We start from the raw sequence: 17,169 nt of genomic DNA, 5'->3' as shown, positions 1-17,169 counted from the left end.
TTATTATTCGTGTAAAACTAAAAATGGTATTTCTTTATGATAGCTAATTTTCTTTGCGACAGGATGAAATAAAATATGCTGAAAGAAATTTAAATTTTTTGCCATCATCGCAATCATTTGTACATCGTGTTGTACCACAAAAGATTGAACCGCTTCTTCTAAAGTAGAATTTACTTTATAGTGAAAACTATGCGGAATATCTTGTAATTGCCCTTGGAGAAAAAGCTTATTGTTTTGTTGAATTTCACTTAATTCTTCACTTTTTTTGGAAACATATAAAACGCTTAACGCCGATTGATTAAAATGAGAAACTCTTTTTAAGGTGCTAACAATTTTAGTTTTATACCCCGTATTAAAGTCAGTTGGAAAGGCAATTTCTGAAACCGATTTATAACGAGCATTTTCCGGAACTACAAGAATGGGACATTTTACTTTTGTAATAACATCTGTGGTATGACTACCGACGGTCGCTTCTTTAAAATTGCTGTTTCCTTGCGTTCCCATCACAATAAAGTTGATACTTTTCTCTACAACGTGTAAGCGGATCGATTCAATAAAATTTCCGTCTTCTACCGACGTATAAAAATTATGTTTTGCATTGGTTTCATGCTGTTGTAATTTTTGTAATAAAATTTGAAAAGATTGAATTGTAGTATTCGATTTTTTCTTTTCGATTACATTTCCATTGGAAACAACTTCTTCTAATTCAAGATTATTTATATGAATGATATAAAAATTTGCGTGGATGTTTTTAAAAAAATCAACCGCGTAAGATATAGCGTTCCACGAGTTTTGTGAGAAATCGGTAGGCAATAAAATGTTCATCTTCTTCAATATTATGAGACAAAAGTAGAAGATGAGTTAGTGTTGAAAAATGATAAAAATCAGCTTTCTGATTTTTTTTGAATGAGGTGTATGAAAAAAATCAAAAAAAATCTTATCCTGTATTTGTTTCAGAAGCTCATTATTTTAATAAAAATATAGCTATAAAAGAGAACCTGAATAAAGTTCAAGGTGAAGAAAGTCTTTAAATTTTATCTTTAAAGAAGGTTTACTCCATTATTTTTAAACCTTCCGTATCTAGAACTTTAATATTTCTTCCTTCAATTTCTAACAAACCTTCTTTTTTAAAACTCGATAAGGTTCTAATGAGACTTTCTGTAGCGATACCGGCAACACTTGCCAAATCACTCCTCGAAATTTTAATATTTTCTGAAGGTTTTTTATCTAAAACTTCTACAAATTGAAGAATGGTTTGCGCGGTTTTTCGTTTTACCGAGCTATAGGCCATTTGCAAAAGTTGCTGTTTAATTTCAGATAAATTATCGGTGAGCACATTCATTAATTCTAAGGAAACTTTTTTGTTTTCCTCTAAAATTCCTTTTAAGGTTTGTTTAGATATTCCGGCAAGTTCTGTCTTTTCTACCGCGGTTGCCGATTCTTGATAAGGAATGTTTTCATTAAAAGAAGTAAAGCCTAAAAATTCGTCGGCTTTGTAGAGCGTGGTAATTAGTTCTTTTCCGTTTTCATCCATTTGGTGAGTTTTTACGACTCCTTTTAAAATTAAATAGATAAAATTAGAATGATCGCCTTCCTTATAAATAATCTCTCCTTTTTTATAGGTACTTATTTCACCTTCATCATCAAAGAGATTTTTAAGCTCGTGTATGTTACGTACATCTTCGCCTTCTTGATTAGCTGCTGGATTTTTTTTGGCATTATTTTCAGCTAAAATTTTGGCCTTTGCCAGTCTGCTTTCTACCGCGCTAATTAATTCTTCTTCATCAAAAGGTTTGGTCAGATAATCGTCTGCGCCCATATTCATTCCTTTTCTAATTTCTTTATGTTCGGTTTTGGCTGAAAGAAATACAAAAGGAATATGTTGCGTTTTTTTATTTTTCGATAATGCTTCTAAAACACCGTACCCGTCAACTTCGGGCATCATAATATCGCAAACTATAATATGAGGGTTTTCTTGTAAGGCTTTTTCTATTCCTATTCTTCCGTTTGGAGCGGTTAACACTTTATAGTTTGAAAGTTCTAAGATTTCTGCGGTGTTTTCGCGTAAAACAGCATCGTCTTCAATAAGAAGAATAGTATTCATAAATTATGTGTTTTCTGTTAGTGGAAGCTGAACGGTAAATGTACTTCCTTGATTTTCTTCACTGGTAAAATTAATATTTCCGCCAAGGTTTTCCAAGTGACTTTTTATGATATTTAAACCAATTCCTGTTCCTTGATTTAAGAGCGCGTTTTCTGCTCTAAAATAGCGTTTAAAAATATATTTTTGCTCTTTTTCGGGAATACCGATTCCTTCATCTTTTACTAGAATTGTGAGCATAGTTTTATCTGAAAATGCTTGAATATCGATAAGCGAATTTTCGGGAGAATATTTTATCGCGTTATTAATGAGGTTGGTAAGGATAAGTTCTAGAATTTTTTCATCAAAATGTAAGTTTATCTCGTCAATATTTTCAGGATATTTTATTTTTTGTCCGTCTTTTAAAAGCATATTGGCGTCATAAATAACTTCATTAATAACTTTGCTTAATGGAAAATTACTGAATTTATAGCTGACTTTTCCAGTTTCTAAACGCTCTACGGAGAGAAAATCATCTAAAATATTGTTTAAGTATTTTACCTTGCTTTTTATGGTTTTTAAGTGCTTTTCTCTTTTTTCTTGTTGTTCGCTTTCGGTGTATTTACCAATAAGGGTTGTGGAAGTTAAAATTCCGCTAAGCGGTGTTTTAAATTCATGAGAAACTAAGGAGAGAAATTTGGTTTTAAGCTCGTTAAGTTCGCGTTCTTTTCTAAGGGATTCTTTTATTTTATTTTCGGCCTCTTTTCGTTTTACAATTTCATCTTCGAGTTCTAAAACCGTTTTTCGTAATTGTTTTGTTCTTTTTTCAATTTTATGTTCTAATTGATTGTTGAGGTCTATAATTTGTTGTTCTTGCTTTTTTCTAATGGTAATATCTATAACCATGGCCATTACGTAATGATGACCTTCATTTTCAAAAGGATTTAGCCCTGCTTCTACTGGAAATTGTGAGCCATCTTTGCGTAAACCGTATAAATCACGCCCGTGCCCCATTTGTCTCTGCTCAGAGCTTTCCATAAATTGTGCTACGTGTTGGTGATGATGGTGATGATATTTTTGAGGAATTAAGGTATCTAAATGTTGGCCTTTTAATTCGCCTTCTTTGTAACCAAACATTTTATTGGCTGAAACATTGCTGGCTACCACAATTTGTTGCTTGTTCACAACGATAATTCCTTCTGAAACAGCTTCGAATAATAATCCGAAAGAATGATTGTTAATTTCATCAAAATTTTTCATACTCCAAAAATAGGACTTCTTTTATAGTAAACGAAAATCTAGTAAATTAAAGTAAGCTTATGAGTCCCGATTTTTTAAAAGTATAGTTTTCTGAAGTTATACTTTATAACATTTATTCTAGCTTTAATATTTTTATTTTCCGCCGTAAAAATATACCTGCAACGTTACTCCTTTTCTCGAGTCATTAGATTAATCTTAAGGAATAAGGATATTTACATTATGAAGTATGAAGGAAAAGCGCTTACTAAAATTTAATCATTGTTCACTTTTAAATAAGTAACATTTTATAAGATTATTTATATGTTTTCGGCTTTGAAAAAAACTTCCTTAGAAAGGAGATAAAAAAATTATACAAATACAATAAATAGCTATAAAGCTATGTTGTAACAAGACAGGCAATAACAATTTATGCAAAATAAAAAGCTTATAAAAAAATTAAAGAAAGGTGACCAAAAAGCATTTAAGAAAACTTATTGTCTCTACTACCCCAAATTAATTCATACGGCTAAAAGATTTAAATTTAAGTTTCTTACGCCAGATGATTTTGCCCAAGAAACGTTTCTTAAACTCTACAACAACAAATCACAATTAAAGGAAGATGTTCTTTTTGACAAACAACTGTTTGTAATTTGTAAAAATATTATTATCAATCATTTAAATAGAGAGAATAAAGTTATTCCACTTGAACAACTTAGTTTTAAGATGGAAGAAACTATAGAAAACGATGATTTTAATGACCAAGAGCATCAAATAAAGCATCTTCATGTATTGCTAAATCAACTTCCGCAACAGCAACAGAAAATCTACAAAATGCATAAGCTGGAAAATTATTCTTATAAAGAAATTACTGAAATTACCGGGCTTTCCGCTAAAACGATTGCTAACCATATTTACCTTGCCAATAAATTTCTTCAAAAAAAAGTTTCAAACGCTTAGGAACTTTTTATTTCTCGTTTGTCATATAAGTAAATGATAAAGATTGAATGCGCAACTTACATTTTATAGTTTACGTAGAAAAAATATAGCTAAAACGTTGCTTCATTTCAGTTTTTGAACCCGGCATTTCTATGGTAAAAATAATATCTACAGAGAAATTTAAGGTATCGTTTCTTGATTTTTTAAAAAGGCAATAAGCTTGTTTTTAGCAGCTTTAAAAACAAATGGCAATGGATGAAAGCGAAAAGGAAATAGAAAAAAAACTAAAGAAAATCTGGAAGGAAAAACCCGAGCAGCAACTTGAGGAGAAGGCGCTCTCTTCATGGGAAAATTTTTCAGCTGACACATTCAACAAAAAAAATAAAACCATAAAACCTTGGCATTATGCTGCTGCGGCTGTCCTATTAATTTTTATTTGCCTCAGTAGCTTTTTGGTTTTCAATACGCCAATTAATTCCCAAAGCACAATTGCTGATAACTTCAATATTATCGAAAATCCATCTTCACAAATAAAACGCTTATACCTTCCTGATAGTTCACTAGTAGAACTTGAGCCCCATTCAAAACTAAAATTCACTCATGATTTCAGAAAAAATAGAAAAGTACATTTAACTGGTGAAGCCTATTTTAAAGTACAAAAAAACGAAAACTATCCGTTTCAGGTATTTTGTAAAAAGACCACTACTACCGTGTTAGGAACAGAATTTACGGTTAAAGAAGATACCAACCATACGATAAGTATAAAGCTTTATGAGGGAAAAGTACAAATGAATGTAAAAGACAGTTTGCACAATTGGATATTATCACCGGGAGAAAAATTCATTTATAATAAAAATAAACTGGCCGTAGAAGTGTTTAAAAACTTTAAAGATTTTAACAATCAACCGCTTTCTTCTGTCATTAACTACATTCAAGAGAACTATCACTACAAGCTCACAGTACCTAAAAAATTACTGCAGAAAAAGATCACCCTACGCATTAGAGAAAAGGAAGAACTATCAAATATCACCAATATTCTAGCTGAAATATACAATCTAAAGCCACATATCGATGAAGACCTAAGAGAAATAGTACTAAACTAAAAAAGAAAGGATGTCGTAGCCGCTAAACCAAACATCCTTTCCATACATTAAAATAGAAATCATCCATTTTAACTTTCAACTCAAAAATACAAATTTTATGAAGCATTTACAGTATTGTTTCTTAATGCTGAGTCTAAATTTATTTTCACAAAATATATCTATTTCATTAGACGAATCTACCACATTACAACAACTCTTTACGGAAATTGAAAATCAAACAGAATATAAATTTGCTTACAATAATCAAATTGATTTAAATAAAAAACTAACGGAAAAAATAGCCTATAAAGATATTGAAATTAAAGAGCTCATTTCAATTCTTAACCGCACTACCCTTTTCCATTTTTCGGTAATCGGAAATAACATTACCGTTAAAAGCAAGTCGAAAACAGCGCAAGAAAATTATACCTTATCCGGCATAATTCTAGATGATTTAAACCAACCGCTGTTAGGGGCAAATATTTACATTAAAGAAGAAGCAAAAGGCGCTGTGACAAACGAAAACGGTTATTTTTCGATAAAACTTCCAAAGGGAAATTATACCGTAATTATCAGTTATGTAGGTTTTAAAGAAAAAACGGAACAAATCGCGCTTTTCTCCGATAAACAATTAAATTCTTCTATGGAACCCGGAGACCAAACCTTAGAGGAAGTTATTATCACTCAGAATAATAAAGCGGTAAACATTAAAAAACCGCAAATGAGCGTAAATACGCTAAATATGCAAGAGATAAAACAAATCCCCGTGGCGATGGGAGAACCCGATCCTTTAAAGTCGTTGCTTACCTTACCGGGCGTATCCAATGCCGGCGAGGCGTCTTCGGGTTTTAATGTACGTGGTGGGGCGGCAGATCAAAACTTAATTTTATTAGATGGCGCTCCAATCTATAGTGATTCACATCTATTTGGATTCTTTTCTGTATTTAATGCAGATATCGTAAATAATTTAGAATTATATAAAGGCGGAATTCCTTCAAGATTTGGAGGACGGGTATCTTCGGTACTGGACGTCAATCAACATACCGGAAATGACCAAAAATTAAAAGGAACAGGGGGAATTGGGTTAATTTCCAGTAAAATCATGCTAGAAGGTCCTATCGAAAAGGAAAAAGGATCATTTATGATTGGCGGTAGAACCTCCTATGCTCATTTATTTCTAAAATTAGCCGATAACGATAATGCTGTTCAATTTTACGACTTGAACACGAAACTGAATTACCGTTTAAATGACAAAAACGCGATTAGTTTTTCAGGCTATTATGGAAATGATATTTTTAATATTGGGGATAGTTTCGCTTCTACGTACGGAAATACCATGGGAAATATAAAATGGGAACATCGCTTCAATGAAGATATACTAACCCATTTATCTTTATTCTATAGTGACTATAAATTCAACTTAAACCTAAACAGTCAAAGTTATGAATGGAAAAGCGATATCATAAGTTATGGTTTACAATACGATTGGAAACATTACCTCTCTGAGAGGATCCAGTTAGATTACGGCGCAGAAGCAATTTATTATGAAATGAATCCTGGAACCTTGGCTCCCAAAGACGAAAGTTCTGCGATAAACTTTAATCAATTAAATAAAAAATACGCCTTGCAACCTTCTGCTTATATCGATGTGAATCATAAAATTTCCGAAGAAATAAATGTACGGTATGGCGCTCGTTATAGTATGTTCTATCGTTATGGTCCGCAAGACATCAACACCTACGCGAATAACCATCCGGCAATTTACAATCCTAATTTCAACATTTATGAGGAAGCCACACCTACCGGAAGCATCAGTTATGACAGCGGTGAAGTCATCAGCGATTTTAATAATATTGAACCGCGTGTTTCATTATCTTTTGCTCTAAATGAAGAAACTTCCTTTAAAGCAAGTTACAATAGAATGGCGCAGTATCTTCATATTATTTCCAATAGTCAATCCCCAACTCCGGTAAATATGTGGACGCCTAGCGGCCCTTTCATTAAACCACAGCTCTTAGACCAATATGCGTTGGGTTTCTTTAAAAATTTCAGCAACAAAAAATATTCCTTAGAAACCGAAGCATTTTATAAAGACATTCAAAACCGGACCGATTATGTAGATGGGGCAGATCTTATTGGTAATAATAACATAGAACAAGTTTTACTAAACGGAAAAGCGCGCGCTTACGGCTTAGAAGTCCTATTAAGAAAAAACACAGGAAAATTAACCGGATGGCTTTCCTACACCATATCGAGAGCAGAACAACGCACTAGCGGAAATACATCTCAAGACCCTGGAATTGCTAATGGGGAATGGTACCTTTCTCCTTACGATAAACTTCATAATTTAAATTTTGTCACTAATTATGAGTATACCGATAAATGGTCTTTTAGCGCTAATTTCTCTTTACAATCTGGACAACCGGTAACCTACCCAAATGGGTATTATGAATTAGGAGGGCTTCATGTCCCCAATTATTCTACAAGAAACGAAAACCGTTTACCTACTTACCACCATTTAGATTTAGCCGCTACGTACACGCCTAAGCCCAACAAAAATAAAGGCTGGCAAAGCTATTGGGTATTCAGCATTTATAATGTTTATAACCGGCAAAATGCGGCTTCAGTTAGATTTACCACTAATGAAGATAGTGGAATCAATGAAGCTCGACGCCTTTCTATTTTCGGTTTTTTACCCAGTGTATCTTATAATTTCAAATTTTAAACCTATGAAAACTTTATATAAATTAATTAAAACAATGTGGACTTTCGCTATACTCATTAGCATAAATATGTTCCTAATTTCTTGTGAAGAGGTAATTGAAGTAGATTTGGAAGCTAGCGATAACATATTAGTAATTGATGCTGAAATCCTCTGGGAACCCAATACTTCTGGAAATTCACAAAAAATTTACCTTAGTCGTCTCACCAATTATTATAACACAGAAACCCAAAAAGTAAGTGATGCCCAAGTGGAAATAACCAATACCAATGGAGATATTTTTACATTTACAGAAACCGATGAACCAGGAACCTACCAATGTAATGACTTTTTACCTGAAATCGAAAACACCTATCATTTACGTGTAGTGGTAGATAATGAAATTTATACGGCTACGGAAACAATGGTGGGCACTCCTGAAATTATAAAAGTAGAGCAAGGAAAAGATGGAGGTTTTTCACAAGACGATTACGAAGTTATTTTTTATTTTAATGACCCGGAAGAGGAAGAAAATTATTACCTCGAAGATTTTCAGAGTGATTTTTTAATCTATCCTGAATATGGAATTAGTAGTGATGAATTTTTTAATGGTAATGAAATAGATTTTAGCTTTTCTGATGAAGATTTAGAAACAGGTTCTACCGTAGATATTAGATTTAGAGGGATTTCTGAGCAATTTTACAATTATATGAGTCTTATTTTAGAGACCACCAATGCCAATCCTTTTGCTACTCCTCCTGCAAATATCAGAGGGAATATCGTAAATGAAACAAATAAAGAAAACTATGCTCTAGGCTATTTTAGATTAAGCGAGGTCCAAAAAAAATCCTATACCATACAGGAGGTTAATTAATTTTGATAAAGAGTATTTCTATACAAGCACTAAAAAACCTTTTTAACCATAACGGGTTTGGTGGGATTAGTTTAATAATTAAAAGAACCTAGGATTATTTGCTTGAAAACTGGGGATATGCGATGCATCCTCCTTTTTTTGAGTAAGGCTAATAGCATCCGCAAAACCTGAAAGCTATTTCTATTTATTTTAGCCTGCCCAAGCGCTCTAAAACCGATTTACCGCTGGATGGTTTTTAAATAGAGTTCTTCTACTTTAGTCCGAGCCCAATCGGTTCTGCGTAAAAACGTAAGACTGGATTTTACGGAAGGATTAGACTTAAAACAATTGATGTTAATATGGGCGGCCAAACCTTCCCAGCCATAATAATCTTGCAGGTAGTTCAGCATATCGGCGAGTTTAACGCCGTGTAGCGGATTGTTAGGTTGTGCCATGATTACTGATTAGAAGAAGAATGGGATGACTGTAAATAAAATGATATTGACATACATAAATTTTTGACAAAGATAAAAAGCCCTTTGCGGAGAATACCATCTACCGACGGGTAATTTCTGAAAAAATTGAGGTTAACCGGTAGTCAAGTTCCAAATTCCATTACTACCAGTCACTTCAAGTGGTTTTAACAAAGTGGCAGCGAGAGTAAAATTGTATCGAGAAGTAAGTTCTATTTCAACTACACTCATACCTGTCATTTCGAGTGGTTTTGGTAGAGCGGTAGCGAGATCAAAATTGTATCGAGAAGTAATTTTTATAGCAATTATCCCTTCTTTCCCATTACCGGAAAGAAGAATTTTTTTCAACCTCAACTTGCTTTTGGGTTATAGTAAAAATCATTGAGGCTAATATGTTTAAAATTAAGTGATTAAAGGAAATAAATTGAGTATACTATGCTTTATAGCTTTGATTCTATTTTTACTATTTTTTTATTGAATGACCAGGATCAATCATAACCATACGTCGTCACCCTGAACTTGATTAACTCCGTTGAATCTTCGATTTCAGGGTCTCATACTTAAGATGTTGTTCTTCAATAAAATATGAGATTCCGTATCAAGTCCGGAATGACGAAAATATCAGTTATTACAATTTACTTGTTTATAGGACTTTTTGAGGTATTACATTAAATATCCGTAAAAACCTTACGCTTGAATAAAAAAACACGTTAATCAATTGATGGTGCATTGGTAAGTTGCTCCGACTTATCTCGCTTAAATACTAACGTTCGGTGTGGGAAAGGAATTTCTACTCCTTCCGCATCAAATCGTTTTTTTATACTTTCGTAAAGTTCACATTTCATCACAAAGGCAGAAGCATAATCCCAGGCCCACGCCCAAGCACGAATAGTAACCGAAGAATCACCCAAATTAACCACTCGAACAATTACTAATGGTACTCCATTTTTAAGTTCTTGATGGGTACGATTATCAAAAAGGTTGGGGTGTGCTTCGCACTCTTCTATCATAATACGCTTAGCCAGATCGATATCACTATCGTAGGAGATACCTACTTCAATCCACTGACAAATCTTTTTTTCTTCTAGATCATAATTCGTAACCTTCTCCTTATTAATAATAGCATTTGGGATGACAATCATTTTGTTCTGATAATTTCTAATTACCGTATGCCGAAGTGTAATATCGGTAACCGTACCTACTAAAGTATCGGTAATTTTAATCACATTCCCTACCCGAAAAGGCTTAAATAAAATGATAAATATCCCTCCTATAATATTTGCTAGCGCTTCTTGAGAGGCAATCCCAATAACAACGGCCAAAATCCCTGCACCTCCCAGCGCCGTTTGGGCTACTCCTCTTAAAGCAGGAAATGCCAATGTAGCTAGAATAGCCCCAAAAAAATAAACACCAAATACACTTAAGTAACGTAAAAATTTATAGCTGGTAGGATCACCGTCTGTAGCTATAGTTTTCTTTATCATTCGTGAAAATAAAGTTTCTACGATACTGGCGCCTATGATGGTAAAAACTAATACAAACCCAACATAGAATATAAGTTCAAAATTTTTGGTGGCGACAGCATATTTATCTTTAGATATAAATATAAAACTTAAAGCTGCTAAGCCTAGAATAACCCATAAGGTATTGAGTATACGCTTAACAAGTCTTATCGTAGTAGGTTGCTCACCGGGATGTTTTTTTGCTGCTTTTTTTACCAGCCATCTGTATAGTAATTTAGTAAAAACCAACAGCAACAGCACAACGCCTATTACTATAAGAGCGTATATAATTGCATCGCTATAAGTATTCCAAAATTTGGTCATCATAAAATTATCTTGATAAAAAGGGAGCTCTATTTAAAAAAGCGAATTTTGATAGTTAAATTAGTTTTTGCAAAGATAACGAGCCTTTCCCTCAGAATAGTATCCACCGGTAGGTAATTTCTGGAAAAAATGAGGTTAACCGGTGGTAAAGCTATAAATTGCATTCATACCTGTCACTTCAAGTGGTTTTAACAGAGCGGTAGCGAAGGTAAATTGTATCGAGAAGTAAGTTTTATTTCAATTATCTCCTCTTTTCCATTGCCGAAAAGAAGCAAAAGTCTAGTCTGACGAGAAAAATATAAGAAAATACTACGGTGATCGCTTCCACAGATAAAAAAGAACTCCCTACGGTCAAACAGTTTTTTATCTTTTCCCCACCACTGCCACCTTGATTTTTAATATTTTACTCGATAGGCCGTTTTCTTTTTTTATCTATTATTATAATTTGAAAATAACAATACAAGTCTAAAGGAGTGATTTTAACAGAGCAATAGAGAGGATGAAATTGTATCGAGAAGTCGTTTAATTGACCGTTTTTAGTAGACAATATGTAGTATTCAGTAAGCATTATAACCGATAACATTAATTTGAGATTTCATTTATAATTGAAACTCTTAAAAATAATATTACAAAATCCTTAAAATATAAAGGCTTATTCTTCCTATTGTTTTTAGTCAATATTTTATAAGGTCAACTTACCAAATTGTTTTTGGTTTAAATGGAATCCAATTGCCTCCATCATGATATTCAATTTGATCTAAATAATTGTGATTCTTTGGAAAAGGAGCTCCATTAAATGTTTGTAAAAAATCATAAATTAAATCTGAAGCCTTTTTTAAAGAAGTATAATTAAATATTGGATTATTTTTTGATGGACGTGATTCAGATATTTGAGTACCATTTTTAGTTCCATAAATTTTCTCAACATGACATTTGCAAAATGATATATTAGGAATTCTATCCTTTTTAAGGATAATGTTTTCTTTTAATTTTAATTCGTAATAATAAAAATGACTTATTGCTGAATTAACTGTAAAAGTGATTTTTATATTTTTTCCTTTTTCAAGTATACATTTATAATTATTTTCAATATCTAGATCAATTAACTGTTTTTTGAGTTTCGGAATTGAATCCTCAAGTATTAAAAGTTCATTTTTATAAATTGGAGATGTAATTTCATGATGAGAAAAAGGGTGAATTAAATTATGTAATAAGCCAATAATCTTATTAATTTCAGAAGTATCTTCCTCTATTTTTGTTAGAAAATTTTTGGTTTTTAATAATAAGCTTGTTAATTTATAATCTGCTAATTGAGTGTTTTCTAAACCTACCAACTCATATTTAGGTACTAAATTTTGAATTATTTCTTCTATTGATTTCCTGAAATAATTAGATGAAGCTGGATAATCAGGTCGAATATTATTATGTAAATATTGTATCCCTTTCTCATAATTTGTCATTCCAGTAACAAGTATTGGTTTGGGAATTATATTATGATTTACTGTTTCCGATCCAACATAAATCTCTAATGTTGACCAAGAGTTATCATCATATACCTCGAATTGTCTTTTTGCCAATTCAAACCAATGTCTATCATAAGTTGATATGAATATTTGATAACTTGAAAACTCTGTTCTCAAAATGTTCAATATAGGTATACGATTACCAGCATCTAATCCAATAAAAACATCATCTAAAAATAATACTTTTAAATCTACACTAGTTGGATTTTTTAACAGTGAGGCTAGATATAAACAGATCGAAATAGCTGATAACCTCGCTTCATTAAGAAAATCACTATAGTCCCCTGTAATGCTCACTCCATCTTTGCAAACATCTAATCTTAAATCAGAAGTTGTGTGCCATTGCCATTTATCACCGTAATTAAAGGCTAAAGGGAGAAGAATATATTTAAGTTGAATACCCAAATCGGGAAAATATGTATTTAATAAGCGATTTAATTCTTGAAAAACTGAGTCTAAGGTAGATCTTAGATGAACCTCATAAATAGGTAATTCTGAAATTGCATTTTTATGTGAACGATTATTTCTTGTATACGATTCTTCTATTAAGTTTCTTTGTAATTGTTCCCACTTATTCTTAAATTTAAAATTACCACCACTTGCAATTGGTATATGATTCGCTAAAAGTGAAAGAACAATTAAATCGAATAAATTAGGGCGTTCCTCTTTATGCAAATAAACTTTTAAAAGGTCAGTGTAATCTAAAAAACCTTTTACAAGTGATGCTGTTTGTATAAACGGAATATTATTGTCACTAAATTTATTCCCAAATACATATTCACTATCAGTTCCTGATACAATTTGGTAAGGTGAAATTGTGAATTCAGCAAAAGTCAATTTAATTTCCCCATCCAAATGATTTAAATATCTATTTTTTACAAAAGATAAAGAAGGATTGTTGGACTTTGCAAAAAAATTATTCATTGCTTTATAAAGAGAACTCTTTCCACTTCCATTTTCTCCATAAATTAAAACATTTTCTCCATTTGGCAATGTCAATGCATTATATTTACCATAATAAGCTCTACAATTATTTATCTTAAATGAAACTATCCTTTTTGTCATTTAAAAATTTTCAAAATTATTTTCAATAGCCGTTATCTCATTAATATTTAAAATTTTCAATAAACTGGTATTGAGTTCATGATTAGGATTGCTTAGCTTTTTGTATATTGAATCTATAAACTCAATATCATCTTTTCTTTCTACTGGTGGTAAATCTTTTAAATATTCTGAAATTTTAATGCTTGCATTCTCAAATTGCACTTGATAAAATAATTCATAAACCATTGCATCTATTAATCTTTCAAAAAATAAAGTCGCTTCAGAATCAATTTTACAAATTAAAACATAATCAACAATTTTACTAAAAAGAAGCTGTTTTTCAGTTGGAATGACTGGAATATCAATAGCCCTAATTTCAGATAAAGATATGTTTTTCGAATCATCAATTTTTCTGAAATTATTTAAATAAAAAACATTAAAACAATACCTACTCGAAAGAATAGCTAATACATATTTTGTTTCAAATCCATAGCGGTTAACAACAATACCAATTGTATTAGGTTTAAATATTAAATTGGAATCAAAATATGCTGTGCTAAATTTTGTATAAGATGTCAAATTTCGTTTAAGTAATATTTTATCACGAAGACTAAAAAAATCTTTAGTGTTAAACATAGAAACATCATCTAAATAACTAATATCTTCCTTTCTAATTTGATAATTATTAAACTCACCTTTTTCAAAATAAGGAAATGAAAACTCTGATTTTATTGAATTCGGTTTAATATTTTTATTAGTTACACCTTGAGAAATAATCGAAATATTTCCTAATTGTGCTTTTTCCAAAAATTGATAATTCGGATTATCTAAAAATAAGTCAGTTTGAATATCATTGTATCTAGATTTAAAATGATCAATATTCAAATGAAACAACTCTTTACTTTCAATTCCAGACATATCTTTAAATAATGACTTTAAATCCTTTCTTATTTCTACTTTCGACCTTTCAACCACATCGAAAGGTATGTCAAAAAGAAAATACCATAAAGCATAAAATGCTTGTTGAGTTCTTCTACCTTTTACAATATTTAGTGTATCCTCTAAATTATTATTCAAAATTGAAGTAGAACTATTATTGTTATCAGAAAAAAGAATACGTAATTTTTTAATAAAATTAAATTCAAAATTATTCGCTGAATTAATAAATCTTTCTGTTTTGGATATATCTTCTAAGACCTTAGTTATCTCATTCTTAGATTTTATTCTAAAATTAATTTTGTCGACAACTTTATAAATATCAACATCTTTCGGCTTAAAATTGATTGGCTTTCCTGAAATAATCCATGTATATTGAAAATATGCTAAAGCAGTATAGATATTTTCATTTTCCATTCTAGAATTATTTTTCCTTATATAAAACCAATCATTATTGTTTTTGTAAATTGCTTGTATAGTTAAAATAATATCTCGAGACACATAAGAATTCCACATTTCAAAAGTGTCTTCTTTTATTGGATATGGTTTATTATTTAATCTGAGAAATAAATCAATTGGCTCAAAATTGATATTATTTTTATAATTTATTTCTATAATCCACAAATCAAAATTTTTAATTTTATATTGTTGATCGCGAGTTAATTGCTCGTATTTTTTTCCATGTAAATTTTTTAAAATGCTATTTTTTAAGTATAATGAAAAACCATTTTTATCCGAGTGCCTTACTTTATTAGTTTCGTCTAAATAAGGTTCTTTTATAAAACCAAGAATACTTAACAGTCGTTGTTGACCATCAAGAACTTCTGAAATCCCATCTTTACGTTTATATATAAAAATTGGAGGTAATTTTATACCTAAAAGTATACTCTCTATTATGCTAGAAGATTTCTTTTTATTAATTACTTCTTTTCTTTGGTAAGGTGGTCGTATTAAGAACCTATTTCTACTCATTTGACGACAGATATCAACAATTGCAATTGATGATGGTTCTGGTTTATTAATTCGTAAGTCATCAAAACTTTTTAATTCCTCAACCTCAGGTATTATTTCTTTATTTTTTTGTTTGAAATCAGAATTGTTATGAAGATATTCAGTAAAGTTAATATCAAACTTTTCTGAAAAGAAAATTGAAATAACATCATATCTTGTATATAGCTCTTTTGCGAATGAACTTCTAATAGTTTCAAAAGATTCTATATTATTATAAATGTACTCTACTAACTCATCTATAATATGTTGATTTATCAATGAAAGTGAAAGTTTTTCATCTTCCATTATAGAAAAAACCCAAAATAAACATTCGGAAATAAGCCTATTGTATAAATCTTTTTCAGCTGTAAAATTTGATTTTATTTTTTTGATTAAATTTATTTTGTCAATAAAACTTGAATAGATATTTCTAATTTCCGTTTCGTCTATATCGGAAAAGGAGAACTCATAAAATTTGGCAATTATTATATTTTTTTTTACAGCATAAAATTTAATCGGAATTTTATGCTGAACTAACAATTGTCTGATTTTTTTTAATAAAACCTCATTATTAGTTTTTTCAAAATGTAATACATTCGAAATATCTCTAAATAAAATTTGATCACTAATTAGTTTTTGCTTAAAAAATGAATTTAAATCATCATCAAAATAAAATGCACTATCAATTTCTGTTGGTTTTAACGGAGTAATTCCTGAATTATATCTTTTAAAAATTTCTTTTTTAACCACATCTTCAACCTCTTCATCTATTAAATTTTGACTGTGAAAACTAAATTCAATTAAGCGAAGTTTTGTGTCCCAAAATAAATCCTGCAAATTCGCATCTAAATCTCTAAAATAATTATTAGAAATACCAATATTCTGTAGTTTTGGTAAACCATTTTTTTTTAGTTTAAACTCGTTACTTATAAACCTTAAAATAGTCTGATACCTCTGTCTCCCATCAATTACTTCAACTTTATTTGAGTTTCTAAAATAAATTAAGGGAGGAATCTCTGTTCCAAGTAAAATACTTTCTATGAAATATGTTGCCTTTTCATCATCCCAAACATAATTTCTCTGATAAAAAGGCTTATAATTTGTTTCCTTTAATCTTTCAGGGTTATTGAAAAGGACCTCAATGGACATTACTTTTGGCTCAATTTTTATTTTGTTTTCAAATATTTCTCTAATTTCCATTTTTATGATATAGCCAAAGTTGAATTAATAATAATTAAAAAAAATAGTATTGTTTTCAATTGTAAATATAAATTAATTACTTCAAATTTCAGAACATATTGTAAGAGACTATATGGGTTTAATACTATTTTTAAAAATTTCCTACTCTAATATATTAGCTTTAGAAGAAACTTATTTCATTATGAAGACTTACCCGTTTTCGGACAGCTCTAAATTACACAATTTTTCTTTTTTCATTGGGTCTAGACCCAATGAAAATTCTTTATAGATCTGATTAGGGCTTTTT

Annotated in this window: 12 protein-coding genes; 4 read left to right on the top strand and 8 right to left on the bottom strand. The window is 30.7% G+C overall.

Annotated features, from left to right (window positions below):
• Nucleotides 1-3 precede the first annotated feature (3 nt).
• The 3 genes from ACFFGL_RS02315 to ACFFGL_RS02305 form a co-directional block, all read right to left on the bottom strand.
• Nucleotides 4-825, bottom strand: a complete 822-nt coding sequence (locus tag ACFFGL_RS02315; protein WP_309729085.1) for a universal stress protein — start codon at nt 823-825, stop codon at nt 4-6.
• 226 nt (nt 826-1,051) lie between these two features.
• Nucleotides 1,052-2,104: a response regulator gene (locus tag ACFFGL_RS02310; protein ID WP_309729087.1), complete on the bottom strand. Its 1,053-nt coding sequence runs from the start codon at nt 2,102-2,104 to the stop codon at nt 1,052-1,054.
• A 3-nt stretch (nt 2,105-2,107) separates the two neighbouring features.
• On the bottom strand, nt 2,108-3,340 hold the full coding sequence (locus tag ACFFGL_RS02305; protein ID WP_309729088.1) for a PAS domain-containing sensor histidine kinase: 1,233 nt from the start codon (nt 3,338-3,340) through the stop codon (nt 2,108-2,110).
• A 408-nt stretch (nt 3,341-3,748) separates the two neighbouring features.
• On the opposite strand from ACFFGL_RS02305, the gene ACFFGL_RS02300 reads away from it, so the two are divergent.
• The 4 genes from ACFFGL_RS02300 (at nt 3,749) to ACFFGL_RS02285 (ending at nt 8,912) form a co-directional block, all read left to right on the top strand.
• On the top strand, nt 3,749-4,276 hold the full coding sequence (locus ACFFGL_RS02300) for a sigma-70 family RNA polymerase sigma factor (protein ID WP_309729090.1): 528 nt from the start codon (nt 3,749-3,751) through the stop codon (nt 4,274-4,276).
• A 230-nt stretch (nt 4,277-4,506) separates the two neighbouring features.
• Nucleotides 4,507-5,358, top strand: coding sequence for a FecR family protein (locus ACFFGL_RS02295; RefSeq protein ID WP_309729092.1), 852 nt, complete (start codon nt 4,507-4,509; stop codon nt 5,356-5,358).
• A 97-nt stretch (nt 5,359-5,455) separates the two neighbouring features.
• Entirely contained in the window at nt 5,456-8,062 is a 2,607-nt protein-coding gene (locus ACFFGL_RS02290) for a TonB-dependent receptor (RefSeq protein WP_309729094.1), read from the top strand.
• Between the two features lie 4 nt (nt 8,063-8,066).
• Entirely contained in the window at nt 8,067-8,912 is an 846-nt protein-coding gene (locus tag ACFFGL_RS02285; RefSeq protein WP_309729096.1) for a DUF4249 domain-containing protein, read from the top strand.
• A gap of 218 nt (nt 8,913-9,130) precedes the next feature.
• Here the strand turns inward: ACFFGL_RS02285 and ACFFGL_RS02280 are convergent, their stop codons facing one another.
• The 5 genes from ACFFGL_RS02280 to ACFFGL_RS02260 form a co-directional block, all read right to left on the bottom strand.
• The gene (locus tag ACFFGL_RS02280; protein ID WP_309729098.1) at nt 9,131-9,346 is read right to left on the bottom strand and encodes a VF530 family protein; all 216 of its coding nucleotides are present in this window, start codon (nt 9,344-9,346) and stop codon (nt 9,131-9,133) included.
• Between the two features lie 132 nt (nt 9,347-9,478).
• Nucleotides 9,479-9,712, bottom strand: a complete 234-nt coding sequence (locus tag ACFFGL_RS02275) for a hypothetical protein (protein ID WP_309729100.1) — start codon at nt 9,710-9,712, stop codon at nt 9,479-9,481.
• 362 nt (nt 9,713-10,074) lie between these two features.
• Entirely contained in the window at nt 10,075-11,193 is a 1,119-nt protein-coding gene (locus tag ACFFGL_RS02270; protein ID WP_309729101.1) for a mechanosensitive ion channel family protein, read from the bottom strand.
• A gap of 692 nt (nt 11,194-11,885) precedes the next feature.
• Nucleotides 11,886-13,778 (bottom strand): AAA family ATPase, encoded by a 1,893-nt coding sequence (locus ACFFGL_RS02265; protein ID WP_309729103.1) that lies wholly within the window; start codon nt 13,776-13,778, stop codon nt 11,886-11,888.
• Complete coding sequence (locus ACFFGL_RS02260) at nt 13,779-16,883, bottom strand: DUF262 domain-containing protein (protein WP_309729105.1); 3,105 nt, start codon at nt 16,881-16,883, stop codon at nt 13,779-13,781.
• Between the last annotated feature and the right edge of the window lie 286 nt (nt 16,884-17,169).

Source organism: Mesonia maritima (assembly GCF_042433895.1).
GTDB lineage: Bacteria > Bacteroidota > Bacteroidia > Flavobacteriales > Flavobacteriaceae > Mesonia > Mesonia maritima.
This window is presented reverse-complemented; position numbering and strand designations above follow the sequence as displayed.